Origin of the sequence: Marinomonas transparens (assembly GCF_016463975.1) — a bacterium.
Classification (GTDB): Bacteria; Pseudomonadota; Gammaproteobacteria; order Pseudomonadales; family Marinomonadaceae; genus Marinomonas; species Marinomonas transparens.
In genome coordinates this window covers 70,354-91,716 of record NZ_JAEMNX010000012.1, presented here as the reverse complement: position 1 = coordinate 91,716, position 21,363 = coordinate 70,354, and the positions used below count along the sequence as shown (strand labels likewise).

The window sequence follows — 21,363 nt, the reverse complement described above, 5'->3', positions numbered from 1 at the left end:
CGATTCTTCGCCTAAATTTCTACTGCTAACTGAGTTAAAAAAGTCCGCATCACTTTTTCACGCCGACGTCCTTCCAATCGGGCAGAAGCTGTGTTTAAGCTCTTAGCGATACAAAATAACTTCTTATAGAAATGATCAATGGAATAAAGCGTATCATCGGGCGTACGTGCTACACAAAACGGATCTTCTGATGCATACAAAGCTCGGTTTAAAGCCCCACTCACTTGCATACAGCGAGCCACCCCAATCGCACCTAATGCATCTAATCGATCTGCGTCTTGGACGATTTTTGCTTCTAAGCTTTCAGGCGCAATATTCGCGCTAAAACTATGGGTTTGAATAGCATGATGTATCGCGTCTAAATACACTTCGGGATAGTCAATCGACGTCAAAAAAGCGACAGCCTTATCAGCGGCAAGTGTTGAGGCCTTACTTCTCTCTGGGTGATTTTTAGCGAAAGAAACACAACCATGCAGCCAAGCAGATGGCACTATTACTGCTAGGTTGGCTTTTTCTTCATTCGCTAGTTGCTTTGCTACTTTCACAACACGGAAAATATGACTTAAGTCATGCGCCACATCGACACCTTCCTCTGCCGCTAAAAAAGCTTGGCACTGAACTTCATATTCAGCAAGGAGTTCAGGCTTCATCACACTCTCCGTTCACGATCAAAATAAAACATCAGCCGACCCCAAAATAGACCATCAACATAACTTAGCAGACAAAAAAAGGTTTTGATTCAAAAATCAAAACCTTTTATATAGTACCGCCAGCTTAGTTAATATTAAAAGGTATAACCCACACTAGCCATCACAGTAATAGGATCAATATCTGTGTCAAAGGTTCCAGCAACGGTATGTACATCGGTATTAATATCCATATACCAAACAGAGGCATTCGCAAACCAGCCTTCGGCAAAGTTCACATCAACACCCACTTGGGCCGCCAAGCCAAAGGAATTATCAAGGTTCACATCCGTTCCACCTAAGGTAGAACCTTTGCCCTTTTCATCAAAAAAAACGGTGTAATTCAAACCTGCACCAACATAAGGTCGAATTTGGCTGCCTGCCTGACCAAAGTAATATTGCGCCATAAAAGAAGGCGGCAAATGAGACACTTCAGCCACTTCTCCCAAGCCTGCAGTCGACACTTTATGGGTAAAAGGCGTCGCTGCTAATACCTCGACACCAAACTGATCAGTCAACATATAAGTCAGAGTCAAACCAATCTGAGTGTCATTAGCTATCTCCAATTCACCAGAGCCAGCGACATCATCACTGCTTTCATTTGGCATAACTGTCGCCAGACCACCACGCACAAAAATATCACCAGCATCATGAGCAAATGCAAGAGAAGAGCAAAGAACAGAAACAAGAGCAACAGGAAGTAACGCTTTCATAATAGATTCCTTTTTTGATCAAACAACATGTCTGTGAACAAAAAAGTAACAGGGTTGAAAATAAAATTATTAATCTAGATCAAGGTTTTAAAAAGGCTTAAAAGACGATAAAAGCAACAAAGTGGTTTCGTCAAAAAAACATCAAAAATCACAATAAAGTCACTTTTATCATGTAATTGATAAGCAGCAAAAGAGATTGATTTAAAGACACTAGTAAACCTATAAAATTTAGTAGGTAAACTGTTTTATCCCTGACAGGAAAATAGGTAAACTTAGCCGAAATATTCATTTGGAACCCAGTCTCATGCCAATACTTATCGCCGTCACCCTTCTATGGGCGTTTTCTTTTAGCCTAATAGGGGTTTACCTAGCAGGACAAGTTGATGCTTGGTTCTCTGTTTTAATGCGCGTTTCACTAGCAACAATCGTTTTTCTTCCCTTCCTAAAACTACGTCAAATAGAACCCAAGATAGCCCTTCAATTGATGGTCTGTGGTGCTTTACAACTTGGCATAATGTACGGTTTTTACTACCAATCATTCTTATATTTGTCCGTTCCGGAAGTCTTACTCTTTACTGTAATGACACCGCTCTATGTCACACTCATTAATGACTTACTAGACCGCCGAATAAATGTCGGCTTTATCATTAGTGCCCTACTTGCCATCCTTGGCGCTGTCGCTATTCGTTATCAGGGAATCGACGAAGGCTTTATCAAAGGCTTACTCATCGTTCAAGGTGCAAATATATGCTTTGCCGCTGGGCAAGTAGGTTATAAACGTGTGATTGCTAAAGAACGTCCAGACCTAGCGCAACGTACTGTCTTTGGGTGGTTTTTTATCGGCGCTCTCACGGTAGTGATTCCTTGCTATCTAGCATTAGGGAATCCTGACAAACTTCCAAGCACCACATTACAATGGTCTATATTGACCTACCTTGGCATTATTGCTTCTGGCCTAGGTTACTTTGCGTGGAATAAAGGAGCGACTATGGTTAACGTAGGAACACTTGCGGTGGCAAATAACCTACTCATCCCAGCAGGTATTTTAGTCAATGTTTTGTTCTGGAATCGAGATGCCGATATTGTTCGTTTAGCGATAGGTGGCGGAATTATTTTATTAGCCCTTTGGGTAAATGATAAGTTCAACCAAAAAATCACAAAAGTACAACAAGCTCCCGTCTAACAACAATACCAAAACGCCCTGCACTGGCTGGGCGTTTAGAAAGAAAAACAATTGCTACTAAAAGCAAAATTGAAAAACTTCACTGACCACACCTACGCTTAGAATTAATCAAGCACTTTTAGCCTCAAGGCTATGATAACTAGCTCACACTGATATGGACTTGTATCACCTAGTGGGATTTGAAAGACAAGTTGTATATGAGACAGAGAATAATAATCACTTAAAAGGCTAATCAACAAGGTAATCTAATGTTACAATTTTACGCCTATTCAATAGTCATATTTCAGATTATTACAACAAAACTATAAGCAATTAGACTCACTTTATATGGCTGACGACTTTAACCACCAACTCAATCACAAGCTGACATTACGGGTAGCTTCCATTTCACTCATCGCTATCCTCTTTGCCATTATATTTAGGCCATTAATAGTTTCACTGCCATCCTATTTTACCTGGATCGCTATTTTAGATTTTTTACTTGTCTTATCAGTGTATTTTATTATTCGCTCCAATCGATTACCCCAGTGGGAAGTCGCCATTCTGCTATCTTCAGGCATTATTACAATTACGCCTTTATTGCTTATCTCTGGTGGCGTAAATAGCCAATTCACTCATATTTTACCCCTGTATCCCATCATAGCAGCACTTCTTGGCGGAAAATGGGAGTCATTATGTGTTGGGATAATATTGGTCTTTGGCATTATAGTTTTCTCATTTTTTGGGCATCAGGTCGCAGACCTAACTGGTGATATCTATATCGAAGAAAAATCTTATACTCGCGGTTTTTGGCTTACCATCACCTTGATCACAAGCACCTTATTTGGCCGCTTTTTCCTTAAAAGATACAACAAGCTTACCGAACAATTAAAAGAAGAAAACATACACGACCCTCTCACTCATTTATTTAACCGACGGGGTTTTAACTTCCACTTCAATCGAAATCTTAATCAATCTCTTCTTACAAATAGCCCTCTCAGTTTAGTCTTAATCGATATCGATTTTTTTAAAAAAGTGAATGACAAATATGGGCATGATGTTGGAGATGTGTGCCTCATTGAAGTCGCCGATACGCTTGCATCGAACATCAGAAAAAGCGACATACTTGCTAGATTTGGCGGTGAAGAATTCATCCTTGTTCTCCCTGAAACAAAATTAAATGAAGCGGCTAACATTGCTGAAAAATTAAGAAGCGTGATATTCCAACGAACTTACAGCGACTTCAACCTTCCCCTTACCATTACCTTGGGTGTGGCGAATTACAGCGAGCAAAATACCTCTCAACTTAAAATCATTAAAACGGCAGATAAAGCCTTGTACCGAGGCAAAGAGAAGGGGCGTAATCGAGTGGAACTAGCGTAATAAAACATTTTTATCGTTCTTTAGAAAGGTGCAAACAAGTCCTCTGGACTCCGGAAATTACTCCTACATTGCCCTCATGGCCTACATCCATATAGGCATTCAAGGCTTAGTAGACTTATTCTTACCTTCCCTAGTACCTTCATATATTATTGATTAAATCGGCTAATTCTCTCTAAAACATCTTTTAGATATGAGAAATTTGGCTCTTTCCCATCAATACTTCTATTGGTTAAATCCATTAGTTGATATTGCCCACTAGGTTTGACCTCTAAAATACTCTCTTTTGTAATCATAGAGTAAGCTGAATAACTAGAGGACATCACCCAATCCCTGTCTTCCTTAACTGTTGAAAGTAAATCTACCCCTGTTGAATATTGCTCAATACCAGTTGAAACACCAAGATAGTTTTTCATTATCGTTGGTACCACATCTTCATGACTCGTAAATTTAGTTTTCTCACCTAATAAATTAGGTGTTATTTTTGGCCCAACCAAAGCAAACGGGACATGAACCTGTGCCGCTGTAAAATTACTATTATGCCCCCAATAATTAAGCTTATTGTCATTAATTTCTTGAGCATGATCACCAGTTATAACAATTAAAGTATTATTTTCATCTCCAGCCAATTTAATTTCATCAAAAACTTTCTTAGCCAAATCATCAACATAACGCACACTAGTTTTATAGCGATTCATAAAAGGAACAGGGTTAGTATCATTATTGAGTGTCAGATAATTAAGCGTTTCAAGCATGGGTTCGTACTTTTTACTGTACCCTTCTGGAAAATCATAGCCATGGGGCGCATCATAAAATAAAAATGAAAAGCTAGGTTGGCTTAGATCTCTAGCTCTATACCACTTAACCCAATCTTCCGTGAGATTTGCATCCCTTTGCGCTGGAGAATCACCTTGAGACCTCAACCTAATATTAGGTACTTTTGAAAATATTGTCTGATTAAATTCAGGGTTGGTGAGGCTTGCCGAAGTAAAAGTACCTATCTGATAATTTAGCTCTTGAAGACGATCCATGAAAACAGGTGATCTACGATTCAAAAAAACGCTCTGCCAATAAGTACCGGGCAAGCCATAAAAAAGGCCAAAAATACCGGTTCTTGTCGCGTTTCCCGTAGAGATATGATTTCCATAAACTTTCCCCTTCTGCGCATAGTCCCACAGATTGGGAGTATTCTCAGGGTTAAAAGCGTCATATCGCCATGAGTCTACAACTAAAAATAATATATTGATGGGTTTTATTTGATTGTTCACTTCCAGTTGCTTTAAAGGATAATTTAAATTACTTTTATTTTTAGTTGATAAGGTTTTTTGTCTTGCTAATGCCTCTTCATCAATCAAGCCATGCTTAGCCATAAACCGATTAGCTGTAGCTGGTTGAAATAAAGGCAAATATGATTTAACTAGCATAATAGGCTGATAGACATTAGCAGCAGCCCATATATGAAGAAAATTACTTAGAAAGAAAGAACATATAGCTAAAGCTAAAAACTTACGACCTATCTTCTTCCTGACAAACCATGGCCGATGCTCTAAAACTAAAAGTAGATAGTGTTGGAAAAAAAATACGGCAGCCAAAAACGCAAATAACATCACGTATGAACTAAAGGTAAAGTCAACAACATCACCAGACAATACCAATTTCAACACAACTTGATTTAAATGAAACCTATATTGAGAAAAAACAAAAGTATCAACAACCAAAACTGTAATTGATATGGTTGCAACAAGAGCGACAAGAACACGAAATAAGTAATTTGGAAAAATAATAATAGGCAAAGTACAAAAATATATAATAAACGACAAAAGCGCCATTTGTGAAAATAGGCTTAGTGCAATGAAAGATACCTCTAGGAACTCAAACGGTGTATCCGGAAGGAAATAAAAATAACGTAAGCCTATTAATGTAACAATGATAATATTTATTAATAAAAACCAACTGTAGGTAAACAGCCTTCCTTTAATTGTCATAATTCTACTTAAGCCTTAAATCTGAAATCTGATTTTTTTGTCATCCCATTAAAATATATACTAAGAGTCTTCTCCAAATAGGTCTCGCGTATACACTTTTTCGCCCATATCTGATATATCATTTGTCACTCGGTTAGCAACAATCACATCTGAAATAGTTTTAAACTCATTTAAGTCTTTAATGACCCTAGAATTAAAAAAGTCAGCCTGCTCAAGAGCGGGTTCATAAACGACCACTTCAATGCCCTTTGCTTTAATTCTTTTCATTACGCCTTGAATGGCCGAAGCCCGAAAATTATCCGAACCAACTTTCATAACTAATCGATAAATACCAACCACTTTAGGGCTACGCTTTAAGATTGCATCGGCAACAAAGTCCTTACGTGTCGCATTAGCATCAACAATCGCTCGAACCAAATTATTAGGGACCTTATCGTAATTAGCGAGTAACTGTTTAGTGTCTTTTGGCAAGCAATACCCCCCATACCCAAAAGACGGGTTGTTATAATGACTGCCAATACGAGGATCAAGACTAACGCCATTGATAATCTGCTTACTATCTAAACGATGAGATTCAGCATAACTATCCAATTCATTAAAGAATGCAACACGCATTGCCAAGTAAGTATTCGCAAACAGCTTAATAGCTTCAGCCTCAGTTGCGCCAGTAAACAATACCTCGATATCTTCTTTTTGAGCCCCCTGCCTCAACAAGTTTGCAAATATTTCCGCTCGCTCTGACTGTTCGCCAACAATAATACGAGAAGGGTATAAATTATCATGTAACGCTTTTCCTTCACGAAGAAACTCGGGAGAAAACAAAAGGTTATTAGTTTGAAAGCGTTCACTGGCGGATCGAGTAAAGCCAACAGGAACCGTCGACTTTACGACCATCACTGCATTGGGGTTAATACGAATGACATCCTCAATGACAGACTCGACATGGCGAGTATTAAAGTAATTCGTACTTGGGTCATAGTCCGTTGGAGTCGCGATAATAACATAATCAGCACCGAGATAAGCTTCTTCTTTATCGAGTGTTGCAGTAAAGTTCAGTGTTTCTTCTGCCAAATAGCGCTCTATATCAACATCTTCAATTGGCGACTGTTTGTTATTCAACATCTCAACTTTCTCAGAGATAATGTCTAAAGCAACGACTTGATTGTACTTTGCCAATAGAAGAGCATTAGAAATCCCCACATACCCAGTACCTGCCACAGCTATTTTCATTTTTATTCCTTTACTTAAAAGTGAAAACAAACCTTTAGGTCTGTTTTATCCTTGCTATTTTACAGCGAGTAATAGAATAAAAGACAGTCTAAGCCGCTTTTTTGTGGTATCAATGAAAAAGTAGGCAAAGCGTCTACATACGAGCTAATCTAAATAAAAAAGGAGCTCTATATGAAGTTTGAACTCGTTGATCGACAAGGCTATATTCCGGATCTAAATTATGGTGATGCAGGACAAGAGCTAGCCAGCTTTATCCCTAGTGACTATTCGTTTAAACAGGTCAGCTACCACAATGGCGAAGGTGAGGCGTTAATTGATGGACACACATGGCACTTTTTCTTCACGCAAGAAGGCATAGGTATCAAATTAAAAGACGGTATTGTTACTTTAAAGGAGGCAGAAAAGCTCCTTCTGTCGATCAAATCTCATATCTGGGGAGATAACCACCAGCAAGTTCAAATTTTTATGGCCGGCGTTACACCAAAATGAAGTTCGTTTAGCGATCTAGCCCCTTACTTTTCCATATAAAGAAGGGGCGTATTATATGTGTTTAATTTATACCTCATCCTTTGCTGCTCGTAACATGCGCTTCGCCCATTGGCTCCAAGAGCCCACATAGACGCGTTTGGCTTCTATACCGGCATGATTAAGCGCCAATACATTGTGACAGGCCGTCACACCGGAACCACAGTAATAAACAAAAGCATGACTATCAATTAACCAATCCAGCCATTCCACATGCAACTGCTCTGAAGGCTTAAAACACCCTTCTGGGTCTAAATTTGCAATAAAGGGTCGACTAATGGCTCCGGGAATATGTCCAGCGACAGGGTCGATGGTTTCGTTTTCGCCATTGAATCTGTCTAAAGGTCTGGAATCCACCAATTGAAACTGATTTGTTTCAAAGTTTTCAACCACCATTTGCTCGCTCACTTCCCAAGGAAAAGAGACTGTCAGTTGCTGCTCAGCCGGAGTCACGGTATTCACTTGTGTTGAAACAGTAAAACCCTCTCTTACCCAAGCAGGAAAACCACCATCCAAGACACGAACATCAATGTCTTGCTGTATAAGCATCCACCATGCACGAGCGGCAATAGCGCCACCCATATCGTCATAGACCACAACTTGAGTCGATGAAGTGATACCCCAATTTTGTAGCTGCTGAGAAAATATCAACTCATCTGGTAAAGGATGACGCCCACTCAACTCTGTTTCTTCACTCGCCAACTGACGATGAACATCGACAAATATAGCACTTGGTATATGTCCCTTGTCGTATTCTGACTGACCCTTGCTGTGATCTGTTAAATAAAACCGACAATCTAATACAACCACATTAGACTGTTCGAGTAAGGTATTTAATTCATTTGCACTAATGAGAGTTTTTAATAACACAAATATTCCTCAACCATGATTCTATCGTTACAAAGATAATCGTTTCACCATCTTGCCAAACCTACTTAGCAACATAGATTTTTGCTAATATGATGCGATTATTCTTATAGCTTAGTTGAGTTTTCCATGATTCGTATCGATATTATTCTAACGGAACAAGGCCTTGCCAAATCTCGAGCTCAGGCACAGAGCTTTATTAATGAAGGACGAGTAAGTTATAAACAAGATCAGAAATGGCTAAATGCCAAAAAGCCGAGCCTAAAAATCGATTCTAATTGCGAGCTGAAAATAGAAAAAACCGAGGCAGATAAATATGTATCCCGCGGTGCATTAAAGCTAGAAGGCGCCCTACAGCACACTAAACTCGATATTACTGGCTTTCAAGTACTCGATGTCGGTCAATCGACAGGCGGCTTTACCGATTGTGCTTTGCAACATGGTGCAGCCAATGTCATTGGTATTGAAGTAGGCCACGATCAGCTAGATAGCAGATTACGCAAACACCCTAATGTCACTTGCCTTGAAGGAATAAATGCAAGAAATCTCACCATAGCAGATCTAAATGATCACTTTCCAGAACAAGGTTTTGACCTTGTCGTAATGGACGTTTCTTTTATTTCGCAAACTAAGATATTACCCCAATTACCAGCACTATTAGCTAAGCAAGGACACCTGATTACCCTAGTAAAACCCCAGTTTGAAGTAGGCAAAGACTTTATTGGCAAAGGTGGGATCGTCAAAGACGTACAGCGAATAACGCAACTAGCCCAAGAAATGCAAGACTTTGTGCAGAAGCTCGGTTTCAAAACCCAATGCTACATTGAAAGCCCAATCAAAGGCGGAGATGGCAACCAAGAATTTTTATTATGGGCAATACGCGACGCTAAATAACTTCATCGAAGCGAATGCCATCAAGCGGAATAATCTCTTCCGCTGCCTTTTGTTCTAGCCCAGCAATATAGTTTCGGGCCATATAGAAGCCCAAGCAACCAAAAATGATGGAACCAATAGCTTGCCCAAAAAGTATCCCCTCTGCCCCCATAAAAAGTGCAAATAAACTAATCAAAGGCAAGGTACCCAAGGTAGCACGACCAAAATTCAACAAGGTACTGTTCAGCGGCTTGCCCAAGTTGTTAAATACCGCAATGGCGATAAACAACAAACTCTGAAAGAAAAAGCTAAAAGACACATAAGTCGCAAAAAAACGAATCAAGTCTGCCGTTTCTTCTGTGGCATTAAACACAGACACCAAGCAATCTTGCAGTTGATAAAGCCCAATGCATAACACCAGACAATAAATGAAGGAATAAGTCACCGCACTACTGATGGCCCCATGCATACGATCAAAGCGCCCCGCCCCATAGTTTTGTCCAAGGATAGGACCCACCGCACCAGATAAAGCAAACAGACCACCAAATACCACAGGAATAATACGCCCAATGATCGCCACTGCGGCGACGGCATCGTCCCCAAAAGTCGAGGTGTGTTCCATGACAATGGCATTCGCTAACGGTGAGGACAAGTTGGTTAACATAGCAGGAATAGCAATCACAGAAATGGACGGTAGGTCCTTTAAAAAGTCCATCAGATCGAATTCGCCCAGCATTTTATGGATATGCACCACCCCATAATAGGACACCGCTACCATAGAAAAACGCGCTAGCAAAGAAGCAATTGCCGCACCTTGCACACCCAAACCGAATGCAAAAATGAAAATAGGGTCAAGTACCGCGTTCACTAACCCACCAACCAAGGTGGTATACATAGCGCGTCGGGCATCACCCAATGCGCGCATAATGCCTGACCCTATCATGCCAACCATCACCGCTGGCATGCCAAGCACCAAGATCTGTAAATACCCAGTTGCTAAATCTAATGTTCGACCTTCAGCACCAATGAATAAAAGTATATGAGGAATATTCGGCCAAAGCAGCCAAACGATCAGAGAAGAAAATAAAATACCAAAGGCCAAGACATTGACAGCACGACGTTTAGCTAACGCAACATCACCAGCACCAATGGCTCTTGAAACCAAGGCCGTTGCGGCAATAGAAATGGCAATGCTAAGAGAAACCGTAAAAAACAAAATACTGCTAGCAAAACCCACAGCAGCCACCGCTTCCTTTTCGCCCAACATGGACAAAAACAACATATCAACCAAATCCACCAAAAACATGCACATCAAACCTAGTGCACCGGTGAAAGACATGGTCACCACATGTCTAAACGTTGAACCTTGCGTAAGTTTTGCCTGAGTAGGCATTGGTTTCCCCTAAAATGATGCAGCAACCTAGGATACAGCAACTTTAGGCCTACCCTTACTGATAATAAAAAGCCGGACAAGTTGTTTTACTTGCCCAGCTAGTTATTTTCTCATGGATCAGCCGCTGAGAGAATGCCTACTTTATTAAGATGTCTAATGTAGATCATTACCCCCCCGGTTAAACACCACCTTCTCCACATCAGTAAAGCGCTCGGCAAAATGCACTGTCATGCCTTCTTTGACAGAGTCAGGAAGCTCTTCAAAGTCTCGCCGATTCGGTTCAGGCAAAATCACCTCGCTAATTTTGCTGCGCTTCGCGGCGATGATCTTCTCTCGAATTCCTCCAACAGCCAATACCTGCCCTGTTAAAGTTAGCTCCCCTGTCATTGCTAGGCCCTTACGAACAGGCTCCCCTCTTGCTAAAGACATCAAAGCCGTTGCCATGGTCACACCTGCACTAGGCCCATCCTTAGGAGTCGCCCCTTCTGGAACATGTAAATGCACTAAACATTTATCAAAGAACTCCGGTGTTTTCTGATAGCTCTTGGTATGAGAAAACACATAAGAATAAGCTATTTCAGCCGACTCTTTCATCACATCCCCCAGCTTACCGGTTAACTTCAAACCACGAGTGAGCTCATGTACTCTATTTGCTTCAATCGGTAAGGTCGCGCCTCCCATGGAAGTCCAAGCCAAGCCGGTCACTACGCCAACACCTTGCAAGGTTTTTTCTGGTCGGAAATAAGGCATTCCCAATAGGGTTTCAACATCTCTAATGCCCACATTGATCTGTTCTTTTTGTCCCGTAAGCAGTTCAACAACAGATTTCCTAAGTATTTTTTGTAACAACTTATCGAGTCCACGAACGCCCGCTTCACGGGCATAATGCTCAATAATGTGACGAAGTGCAGCATCTGTAATATTTAACTGCTTTTTAAGTAGCTTGTTTTTCTTTAATAATTTAGGCCAAAGGTGCTGCTTAGCAATCGCCAGTTTTTCATCGCCGATATATCCTGATAGGCGAATCACATCCATTCGATCTAATAATGGCCCAGGAATGGTATCCAACTGGTTGGCCGTGCACACAAACAAAGCCTTGGATAAATCTACTCGCATATCCAAATAATGATCTAAGAATTCACTATTTTGCTCTGGATCTAATGCTTCCAATAAAGAAGAAGCAGGATCACCATGGAAAGAGGAACCGATTTTATCCACTTCATCCAACATAATGACAGGGTTTTCCACTTCAACGTCCTTTAAGGCTTGGACAAACTTACCCGGCAAAGCCCCAACATAGGTACGGCGATGGCCTTTAATTTCAGCCTCATCACGCATCCCACCTAAACTAAATCGGTAGAACTTGCGATTTAATGATTCCGCAATGGACTTACCAATCGACGTTTTGCCCACTCCCGGGGGCCCCACTAAGAGCAAAATGGATCCCCCCATTTCACCGCGATGTGCACCTAACGCTAAAAATTCGATAATGCGATCTTTGATATCACCAAGACCAGCATGATGAGACTCAAGTACTTCCCGCGCTAATGTAATATCTAAATTGTCCTCAGAATGTACACCCCAAGGTAAAGAAGTCGCCCAATCAAGGTAATTACGGGTCACACCATATTCAGGAGATCCGGTTTCAAGAATGCTTAACTTATGCAGTTCTTCTTGAACCTTGTCCATCACAGCTTCAGGTACTGTTTTCCCCTTCAGACGAGCTTCAAACGTTTCAACATCTGAGGTTCTATCATCTTTCGAAATCCCCAGCTCTTTCTGAATCACCTTTAACTGTTCTTTGAGAAAAAATTCTCGCTGGTGCTGGCTGATCTTATCATTCACTTCCGCGCTAATTTCATTCTGTAAGCGGGCAATTTCTAACTCTTTTTTTAGCAATGTTAACGCCAGATGCATACGCGTTTTCACTGATGCAGTTTCAAGCACCTCATACAATTCATCCGCCTCCGCAGACGTAATCGATGCAGCAAAATCAGACAACAACCCCGGCTCATTAAAAGAAAAACGCCCTAAGTACTGGCGCAAATCTTCACTAAATAATGGATTTAGACGAATTAACTCTTTAATCGCATCAAGAATCGCAATGGCATAGGCTTTAGACTCGTCATCATTTTTCTTCGAATCATTAATATAACGAACACGAGCTCGATAAGGTGCCGTTTCACTCAACCACTCCACCACTTCAAAACGTTTCACCCCTTGTGCTAAAAAGGTCAGTTTTTCGTTTTGCTTTTCTGCCTTATGGACTCGTGCAACACAACCAATAGAACGAAAAGAATCTACCGTCGGAATCTCTTTTTCTGCAGACTTATCAGCATATACCAAACCAACCGCAGCCTGAGGATGCTCTGCGATACGCTCTAAAGTATCTTCCCATGGATCTGCATCCACCATGACTGGCTGGACTTGTGCAGGAAAAAACGGACGACTGGAAATAGGCAAAACAAATAAAATGTCAGGTAAGATATCATCGGGTAAAGCTAAGGCTTTTGGGTCACTAATAACCACATTATCGTCTTCTGATAAAACCGACTGCTCGTCTTGCTCTTCTATGTATTGTTCGTCATTGCTCATAATAAAAATCTCAATGAATCAGCATTATTTGAGTCTTTATGTAATGCCAATCTCCATAAAAACAATCCCCAAATTCGTAGTTTTAAGTAACCGAGCTAAAAGACACAGTACATTATTTTGCTGATTAGAAGTTATGCTATCATCTAAATATCCGCCCCATTTATTATAAGGAAACAATGCTAATGACACGCGACGCAGTTCTCAGCAACTACAAGGATATATTTGTTATAGAGCATCCTTTCGTCAAACATAAGCTCACCAGTTTACGGGATAAAAACACCACCACTCGTGAATTCCGCATGCTGGTCGAAGAGCTTGGTACCTTAATCGGATATGAAGCAACACGTGACTTAGAAACCGTTAATGTCGAAGTAGAAACACCCCTAGAAAAAGCTATGTGTCCCGTTCTTAAAGGCAAAAAGCTTTGTATTGTCACCATTATGAGAGCTGGAAATGGGCTGGCTGAAGGCGTATTGAAACTGTCCCCTTCGGCACGGGTCGGTCATGTTGGTTTATACCGAGACCCTGAAACAAAACAGCCTGTTGAATATTTTCTAAAAATGCCTCACTCAGTAAGCGAGCGCACCATTATTGTAGTCGACCCAATGCTAGCAACGGGTAACTCCGCCATTATGGCAATCGACAAGATGAAAGAAATGGGCGCATCCGATATTCGCTTTATTTGTCTTTTTGCCGCTCCTGAAGGCATACAAGCCTTTAAAGAAGCTCATCCTGATGTGGCGATGTACATTGGTTCTGTTGATCGTGAACTGGATGACCACGCTTACATTCGTCCGGGCGTTGGTGATGCTGGCGACCGTATTTACGGTACTCGCTAATTATAAAAAGCCCTCTTGATCTATCAAGAGGGCCTAATCACCTACATTCAAAAACAAACCTTACCCCTTCAAAGCAAGATAAGCTCCAGCACTGGCCATAATGCCACCTGCAGTCTTATTCAACTTCTTCATTGAACTTTTAGATTTCATAAAGCGTCTCGCTTGAGAAGCGCTGATCGCAATCACTGTCAACCCTAATAACAAAGCACTAAAGGCAAGCACCGAAACCAACAAGATATCCCAACCATGCAGCACAGTTAAATCCATGAAGGTCGGTAAAAAAGCAATATAGAATAAAATCACTTTAGGGTTAGAAGCAGAAATCATAAAACCTTGAACAAAACTTGCTATACCTTGTTGAGTCGCTTCTTTGTCATCTAGATTCATCGCCTCGGCAATGGGCGTAGTCCACATTCTCCAACCAAGATAAACAAGATAAGCCGCACCAACATAGCGAATAACTAAAAATACCTCTTCCCATGCCGCGGCAATCGCCGCCAATCCATAACAAGCCATTACCAAGTAAACGATGTCGCTCAATGCCATCCCCACACAGAGAGCAATGCTCGACTTGGCACCAGTAGAAATGCTGCGTGCAATAATGGCGAACACTCCAGGCCCTGGCGTAACGCTAAAAATAAAAATAGCAATAAAAAAGGTAATCGCGCTTTCTAACGTCATAACTTAATCCTCAACCACACCACAGCCGGCTAATACCATACGCGTAATAAACTGTTTCGCCTCTTCATAGTCAGTAGCATCTAACGGGTCCTTTTGTAACACCACTTTTACCTGAGCATCAAAATCTGCATAGGTTTGTGTCATCGCCCATAAACTGATAAATAAATGCTCAGTAGAAATTCGCGCCATCAGGCCTTTATCAATCCATGTTTGAATCGTTTCTTTTTCTCGATTTAGCTCGATCACAAAATAATCTCGAAGATAATCTAAAACAAAGCTTTCTTCACCAATCAGTGCCATAGCAAAAACTTTTGAAGCATTGCCATTTGATCGAGACTGATCAATCTTTTCACTGATATACCGAGTCAGATTTATTTTTGGCCCATCCTCTAAATTAAATTGACTGACAGAGTCCAGCCAAAGGCGAAGAATACGCTCTAACACAGCTTCCAATAGATCTTTTTTCGAACGATAGTAATAATGAATATTGGCTTTAGGCAAGCCAGCTTCATCAGCAATCATCTGCGTCGTTGTTTTTGCTAGACCTTGACGAGCAAACACACGTTCTGCGGTTTCTAAAATCAGAGTTTGATTCTGCGCTCGAATATGTGCTTTAAGCTGATCTTTAGGTCGCTTTACTTCAGTCAAAATTAAGCCCCGCGGGTAGACATTCACTAAAGGGAAAAGTATTACCTTATTGTTCTAGGCAAGAGAAACCTCACCATAACATTCTTTGTCACGGGGTTGCACTAAGGTCTTTAGCATAAAAAAAGGGAGCCGAAGCTCCCTATTTCCCCTCGTAACAGAGACGCTAATAACGATAGGCATTCATTATTAGCGCTAACTGCTACACCACGTTGGCTCGGTTATCGATAACAAAATCTGTATTTTGTTATATCTGATATTCTTTAAACCACTAGGTAAAACCACTTATATAATGCGAGACACTGCAAAATATCAATATGCCATCGATTATAAACAGCTCTCTTTTCAGTGCAAGAGTTTGAGGGATAAAATTGACCAGTCGTACAGGATTTTTCCAACTAATTGTTTTAAAAATAAGATTACTTAGGCTTTGATGAAATAGATATGCGGTTTCGGCCGCCTTTCTTCGCTTGATAAAGCGCACCATCTGCTCTTTTCAACACCTCATCAGGAGACTCTCCCAAAGTAGAAAAAGCCACGCCAAGGCTAACGGTAACATTCACTTCTACTTCTTGCTTCTTTTTAGGGTCAAAAACTGTAACAAAAGCCTGCTCAACGCTTTCCCGAACTTGCTCCAAAACATCTTCTACATCGACAAGATGCTTACCACGAAACACCATAGTGAACTCTTCTCCACCATAACGAAACGCACGCCCTAAACCAGAATACTGCTTTAGTTGCAACGCAACATTTTTTAATACCTTATCCCCCATATCATGACCGTAAGCGTCATTAAATTTTTTAAAATGATCCACATCGACCATAGCAATCGCATACTGCTTAGGCAGCCCAACCAATGTCTCATTCAGGGCCCGTCGGCCAGGCAGTTTGGTCATATCATCTAAATAGGCCATGCGATGGCTTTCCATTAACAAAAACCACAGCCATAGCAGAAACTGAGACGATAACAGAGCATCAAATTGCATCGCCGAAATAGAAAAGTGACTCATCACAATCAGGCTAACAATACTTATTAAGCCACTTGCTCGAAAGGCATCCCCACCCAGCCACCAAGCAAAAGCAGTTACAGCCACACTCACTAATAGCACAGCCCACAACATAACAGAGGACCAACTAATAGCTGTGCTTAAAAAAGCTTGATTTAAAAACGCAAAAGACACCCAACCACGTTCAATCGAATAACACCAACACAGCAACATGAGTACAAATAAAATACGGTTCACCGCAAAGCGATTTAAAAAGCCCCTTTCAGGTACAAACCCTAATAAAGCAATGCAAAAGCAGGAGACAACCAAATACGCCGTTACTGAAGCATCCTGATCAGAAACGCCATACAACTTAGGAATGAGCAAGAGCAAAACAAGAATCAATACTCGGCCTTTATTAAAGTGCCAAGCAAGTAAAACAGCGACAAAGGCTAAAACTAAAGGTAACAGGGGGAGAAGCTCAATCCATACGGGTGATAGAAGGCCAACATACGAACTTGCATAAACACTCGCAAGCAAAATTAAACAGGGAATTAACAGGGAACTTAAACGCTCAGACATAAAGAAAACTAAACCCATCGAACCATTCGATTAAAAACAATCGATATATTGCCCCTAAAACACTTCATTTTCATTAATAATAAGCAGAATTATTATTGTAGGAGAAAAAGATGGGGCTATTAATCGAAGGTAAATGGGTTGACCAATGGTATGACACAAAAGCAACTAACGGTAAGTTTGTCCGTAGCGAATCACAATTTAGAAATTGGATCTATCCTCAAAGCCAATATCAAGCTAACGAACCGACTCACTTCCCTGCTGTCGCAGGCCGCTATCACCTGTATATTTCCTTAGCCTGCCCTTGGGCACATCGCGCTCTTATTTTCATTAAGCTTAAACAACTAGATAATCTTATTAGTATCAGCTGTGTACACCCTGATATGCTTTCAAACGGTTGGGAATTTAAATCAGACGAAACCTTTGCTGATGCAAACATCGCCGCAGGCGACCCTTTATATGGATTTAGCTTTGCCCACCAGCTTTATAGCAAAGCGGATGAAGGATACACAGGGCGTGTCACTGTTCCGATTCTTTGGGACAAAGAAACACACACCATAGTGTCAAACGAATCCGCCGATATTATTAGAATCTTTAATCGAGCCTTTAATGACATCACAGGAAACCACCTTGATTTTTACCCAGATGACAAAGTGGAAGCCATTGACACTCTTAATAATCGAATTTATAACACAGTCAACAATGGCGTTTATAAATGTGGCTTTGCTTCAACACAAGAAGCCTACGAAGAAGCACTTATTCCCCTCTTCGATACATTAGACTTTCTAGAAAACAGGCTTGAAAACAGCCCTTATTTATTTGGAGAAGAGCAAACTGAAGCAGATTGGCGGCTATTCACCACCCTCATTCGCTTTGATGCAGTCTATTTTGGACATTTCAAATGCAATCTTAAACGCATTGTCGATTACCCAAATTTAATCGGCTATTTAAAACGCCTATATAACACCCCCAACATCCCTGATACCGTTAACTTACAGCATATCAAACGACATTATTACTACAGCCACGACACCATAAATCCAAGCAGAATTGTGCCTGTCGGCCCCAACTCATTTTTCGCCTAATAGGATCAAAACTATGGCAAGCACAAGAAGCAAATGCGAAAGCCTATTAAAGTTACCTTTTTTTAGGGATAATAGGCGTTCTGTTTACTTGTATGCTGGGTTTAAAGTGATGCATAGATCACTTGTTACATTTTAAATCCTGATACGCTTACGCTTGTTTGAGATTTGTGGTTTTTTATGGAAAGAAAAATACTCTGGCTTATATCCTTTGCTCTGATTTTTGTCATGTGGCTAAAAATCGAACCAATTAAGAAGCCTCAAGAAAAAAAGCCTCAACCGCAACTATCTGAAGCAGAGACAGGCGACTCAGTAGGTACAACGGAAGCGCTAGGGGAAGCAACCCGCGATGAAGTTAATTACTTTAAATCTCACCCGATAAAAGAAAAGGCTCCAGACTTTGCTGCGATAACCGACGTAAAAGAACGCAAAAGTACCTTTTTTAACTACCTTGTGCCCTTCGTCCATGAAAAAAACAACTTAATTCTTAATGATCGTAAACGCATCCAATCTATCTTAGATAACGAAGCCTCAATGTCATCTAAAGATAAGAACTGGCTTGCATCACAACGAAAAAACTACAGATTAAAAGCCGTCAAAGAACACAGCAAAGACAGCATTCAAGAACTGCTTAACCGATTGGATATTATTCCAGCCTCTCTAGTGCTTGCTCAATCGGCAAATGAATCTGCTTGGGGCACCTCTCGCTTTGCCCTCAAAGGCAACAACTTCTTCGGTCAATGGTGCTTCCGCAAGGGGTGTGGTCTAGTACCAGAGTCTAGAGACAGCGACGCAGACCATGAAGTACGAAAATTCCACGATGCCCGCGAATCTGTGTTCGCCTATGTTGATAATTTAAATACCAATAATGCCTACAAAAAACTAAGAGCCACCCGTCTCACTCTTAGAAAAGAGGGTAAAGACATTACTGGTTTAGATCTCGCCAGTGGCTTAATACATTATTCGCAGCGCGGACAAGCTTATGTAGATGAAATAAAAGGACTTATTGAATACAACAATTTGTGGCGATTCAATAAATAACGGATAAATAGCCATGTAATGAGCAAAATCTTTCTGACTATAAACGTTAAATCTGTAAATATAATGCAACCTCCTATTCTAATAGGAAATTATTTTTTCCTGGGGTGGCTATGCACCACCCCCTTGATTACAATACCTTAATATTTTTTCCACCTACCAAGCGAGGATATTCAATTGGCCCGTTTACCTGTTATTGTTGGCTTTGGCGGAATCAATTCGGCTGGACGTACATCTTCACATCAAGCATATCGTCGAATTGTCTTAGATCTTCTTCCAAGTTCAACCCAGCAGGATGTCCTTCTTGATCTTGCTACACTGACTAATTCTGCCGAACATAAAAATGGTTTGTGGCACACAGACAGTGGCGAAGCACTTGATGCCGCCTCTCTCATTGACAGCATTGGCGAATCTTTACTCGCTCGCACCCTAATTCGTCGTATCCATCCAAGCCTCTTTGACGTAGACCACGTTGCTCTACATAAGTCCTCCGTATTAAGTGCCAGTGATGCTGAGGAAAAGCTTAGTTTCACCATAAAAACACGCTCATTACCTAACGACCGACCGACCAACTGGCAAGTCACCGAACTTTCCGATACCCATTGCAAAGTGGTTGTTGATGGCAACCTAGAGACCTTCATCAAGGACACTAAACCTCTTAGCGTAAAAGCCGCTGGACAGCTGCCCACAGGATTTGACCCATCTAAGCTTTATCAAAGCCGTAACCACCCACGCGGCTTACAGATGACTGTCTATGGGGCTTCCGACGCCATTCAAAGCAGTGGTATTGATTGGGAAACGATTCGCAGTAAAGTCGCGCCTGATCAAATGGCTGTCTATGCAGCCAACTCCATTGGACAAATGGATGATTTGGGGTTTGGCGGCATGCTGAAATCGGCCTTGATGGGGAAACGCACCACTTCCAAACATTTGCCACTAGGTTATGCACAAATGCCTGCAGACTTTGTGAACGCTTACATTCTGGGTAGCGTTGGTAGCGTTGGCACCTCGATTGGTGCCTGTGCAACGTATTTTTTCAATTTGGAAAAAGCCATTGATGGCATAAAGTGCGGTAAATTCCGTGTCGCCATGGTCGGTGGCAGTGATGCTCCCATTACACCAGAAATCATAGAAGGCTTCCGTACCATGGGAGCCCTAGCAGAAGATACGGCGCTACTGGCCCTTGATCAAATCAACAACCAGAACGAACCCGACCATACTCGAAGCTGTCGCCCATTCGCTCAAAACTGTGGCTTTACCATCGGCGAATCCAGCCAATGGACATTATTAATGGACGATGAACTGGCCATTGAGTTAGGCGCCGAAATTTTTGGCGCTGTCCCTGCGGTATTTTCCCACGCTGATGGCCATAAAAAATCCATTTCAGCTCCAGGTATTGGTAACTACCTAACAATGAGCAAAGCCATGGCTTACCTACAAAATATCATAGGTAAAGAAGGGTTAACGCAACGCACCTTTATTCAAGCTCACGGCACTAGCACTCCTCAAAACCGAGTGACTGAATCGCATGTACTAAGTAAAGCAGCCACTAGCTTCGGAGCAACAGACATTCCCGTTGTCGCCATGAAAGCCTTTTTAGGACATTCACAAGGCACTGCGGGAGGAGATCAGCTTCACTTGTCCCTAGGCGTTTGGAAAGATGGCATTTTACCCGGCATCACTACCTCCTATGCACTAGCGGATGACGTGTATCAAGAGGGTTTGAAATTCCAACTGAAGCACGAGGCGTATGGAAAAGAGCACTTTGATGCGGCCCTACTAAACTCGAAAGGCTTTGGTGGCAATAACGCCACAACCGTTTTACTTGCTCCGCACCAAGTAATGAAAATGCTCAGCAAACGCTATAGCGAAGAACAACTGGCCAGCTACAAAAAAAGAAATGCCCAAGTCGTGGCCAGCGCAGAAGCGTATAACCAAGCTACTATTAGAGGCGAAAGCCAACCTATTTATAAATTTGGTTTTAATGTGCTAGGTGGAGAAGAGCTAAGCATTACAGACCAAGAGATTCGTCTGCCTGGCTATGATATGCCTGTTTCTTTAAACATCGAGAATGAGTTTTCTGACCTAAAATAATGAAACTTGT

Annotated in this window: 18 protein-coding genes; 8 read left to right on the top strand and 10 right to left on the bottom strand. The window is 41.4% G+C overall.

The annotated features are described in order from the left end of the window. Positions 1 to 11: 11 nt before the first annotated feature. On the bottom strand, positions 12 to 650 hold the full coding sequence (locus I8J31_RS11790; protein ID WP_199468765.1) for an HD domain-containing protein: 639 nt from the start codon (positions 648 to 650) through the stop codon (positions 12 to 14). Positions 651 to 784: 134 nt separating this feature from the next. Further along, positions 785 to 1,399 carry an OmpW family outer membrane protein gene (locus I8J31_RS11785; protein WP_199468764.1) on the bottom strand — a complete coding sequence of 205 codons (615 nt, stop codon included), beginning with the start codon at positions 1,397 to 1,399 and terminating at the stop codon, positions 785 to 787. A 304-nt stretch (positions 1,400 to 1,703) separates the two neighbouring features. On the opposite strand from I8J31_RS11785, the gene I8J31_RS11780 reads away from it, so the two are divergent. Then, the gene (locus I8J31_RS11780; protein ID WP_199468763.1) at positions 1,704 to 2,582 is read left to right on the top strand and encodes a carboxylate/amino acid/amine transporter; all 879 of its coding nucleotides are present in this window, start codon (positions 1,704 to 1,706) and stop codon (positions 2,580 to 2,582) included. Between the two features lie 327 nt (positions 2,583 to 2,909). Next, a complete protein-coding gene (locus I8J31_RS11775) occupies positions 2,910 to 3,944 on the top strand; it encodes a GGDEF domain-containing protein (protein ID WP_199468762.1) in 1,035 nt (344 codons plus the stop codon). Between the two features lie 146 nt (positions 3,945 to 4,090). Here I8J31_RS11775 and I8J31_RS11770 read toward each other — a convergent pair whose 3' ends face one another. Both I8J31_RS11770 and I8J31_RS11765 read right to left on the bottom strand, forming a co-directional pair. Next, a complete protein-coding gene (locus tag I8J31_RS11770) occupies positions 4,091 to 5,926 on the bottom strand; it encodes a DUF3413 domain-containing protein (protein ID WP_199468761.1) in 1,836 nt (611 codons plus the stop codon). 60 nt (positions 5,927 to 5,986) lie between these two features. Beyond that, positions 5,987 to 7,156, bottom strand: a complete 1,170-nt coding sequence (locus tag I8J31_RS11765; protein WP_199468760.1) for a nucleotide sugar dehydrogenase — start codon at positions 7,154 to 7,156, stop codon at positions 5,987 to 5,989. Between the two features lie 171 nt (positions 7,157 to 7,327). Here I8J31_RS11765 and I8J31_RS11760 point away from each other — a divergent pair, with 171 nt between their 5' ends. Continuing rightward, positions 7,328 to 7,645 carry a hypothetical protein gene (locus tag I8J31_RS11760; RefSeq protein ID WP_199468759.1) on the top strand — a complete coding sequence of 106 codons (318 nt, stop codon included), beginning with the start codon at positions 7,328 to 7,330 and terminating at the stop codon, positions 7,643 to 7,645. Positions 7,646 to 7,711: 66 nt separating this feature from the next. Here I8J31_RS11760 and I8J31_RS21110 read toward each other — a convergent pair whose 3' ends face one another. After that, the gene (locus I8J31_RS21110; protein WP_199468758.1) at positions 7,712 to 8,551 is read right to left on the bottom strand and encodes a sulfurtransferase; all 840 of its coding nucleotides are present in this window, start codon (positions 8,549 to 8,551) and stop codon (positions 7,712 to 7,714) included. A 126-nt stretch (positions 8,552 to 8,677) separates the two neighbouring features. Here I8J31_RS21110 and I8J31_RS11750 point away from each other — a divergent pair, with 126 nt between their 5' ends. After that, entirely contained in the window at positions 8,678 to 9,442 is a 765-nt protein-coding gene (locus I8J31_RS11750; RefSeq protein WP_199468757.1) for a TlyA family RNA methyltransferase, read from the top strand. Here I8J31_RS11750 and I8J31_RS11745 read toward each other — a convergent pair. Together I8J31_RS11745 and lon are read right to left on the bottom strand one after the other, a co-directional pair. After that, on the bottom strand, positions 9,435 to 10,814 hold the full coding sequence (locus I8J31_RS11745) for an MATE family efflux transporter (protein ID WP_199468756.1): 1,380 nt from the start codon (positions 10,812 to 10,814) through the stop codon (positions 9,435 to 9,437). The two genes, I8J31_RS11750 and I8J31_RS11745, sit on opposite strands and share 8 nt — an antisense overlap. 153 nt (positions 10,815 to 10,967) lie before the next feature. After that, positions 10,968 to 13,409, bottom strand: a complete 2,442-nt coding sequence (lon, locus tag I8J31_RS11740) for an endopeptidase La (protein WP_199468755.1) — start codon at positions 13,407 to 13,409, stop codon at positions 10,968 to 10,970. Positions 13,410 to 13,591: 182 nt separating this feature from the next. On the opposite strand from lon, the gene upp reads away from it, so the two are divergent. Further along, positions 13,592 to 14,248, top strand: a complete 657-nt coding sequence (gene upp, locus I8J31_RS11735; RefSeq protein WP_199468754.1) for a uracil phosphoribosyltransferase — start codon at positions 13,592 to 13,594, stop codon at positions 14,246 to 14,248. A 60-nt stretch (positions 14,249 to 14,308) separates the two neighbouring features. Here the strand turns inward: upp and I8J31_RS11730 are convergent, their stop codons facing one another. The 3 genes from I8J31_RS11730 to I8J31_RS11720 form a co-directional block, all read right to left on the bottom strand. Further along, complete coding sequence (locus I8J31_RS11730; protein ID WP_199468753.1) at positions 14,309 to 14,929, bottom strand: LysE family translocator; 621 nt, start codon at positions 14,927 to 14,929, stop codon at positions 14,309 to 14,311. Between the two features lie 3 nt (positions 14,930 to 14,932). After that, entirely contained in the window at positions 14,933 to 15,577 is a 645-nt protein-coding gene (locus I8J31_RS11725; protein WP_199468752.1) for a TetR/AcrR family transcriptional regulator, read from the bottom strand. Positions 15,578 to 15,993: 416 nt separating this feature from the next. Then, on the bottom strand, positions 15,994 to 17,142 hold the full coding sequence (locus I8J31_RS11720; protein WP_199468751.1) for a GGDEF domain-containing protein: 1,149 nt from the start codon (positions 17,140 to 17,142) through the stop codon (positions 15,994 to 15,996). A gap of 110 nt (positions 17,143 to 17,252) precedes the next feature. On the opposite strand from I8J31_RS11720, the gene I8J31_RS11715 reads away from it, so the two are divergent. From I8J31_RS11715 to I8J31_RS11705, 3 genes are all read left to right on the top strand, one after another. After that, positions 17,253 to 18,224 carry a glutathione S-transferase family protein gene (locus tag I8J31_RS11715; RefSeq protein ID WP_199468750.1) on the top strand — a complete coding sequence of 324 codons (972 nt, stop codon included), beginning with the start codon at positions 17,253 to 17,255 and terminating at the stop codon, positions 18,222 to 18,224. 177 nt (positions 18,225 to 18,401) lie between these two features. Next, positions 18,402 to 19,262, top strand: coding sequence for a glucosaminidase domain-containing protein (locus I8J31_RS11710; protein ID WP_199468749.1), 861 nt, complete (start codon positions 18,402 to 18,404; stop codon positions 19,260 to 19,262). A gap of 174 nt (positions 19,263 to 19,436) precedes the next feature. Beyond that, entirely contained in the window at positions 19,437 to 21,353 is a 1,917-nt protein-coding gene (locus I8J31_RS11705; protein WP_199468748.1) for a beta-ketoacyl synthase, read from the top strand. Positions 21,354 to 21,363 lie beyond the last annotated feature (10 nt).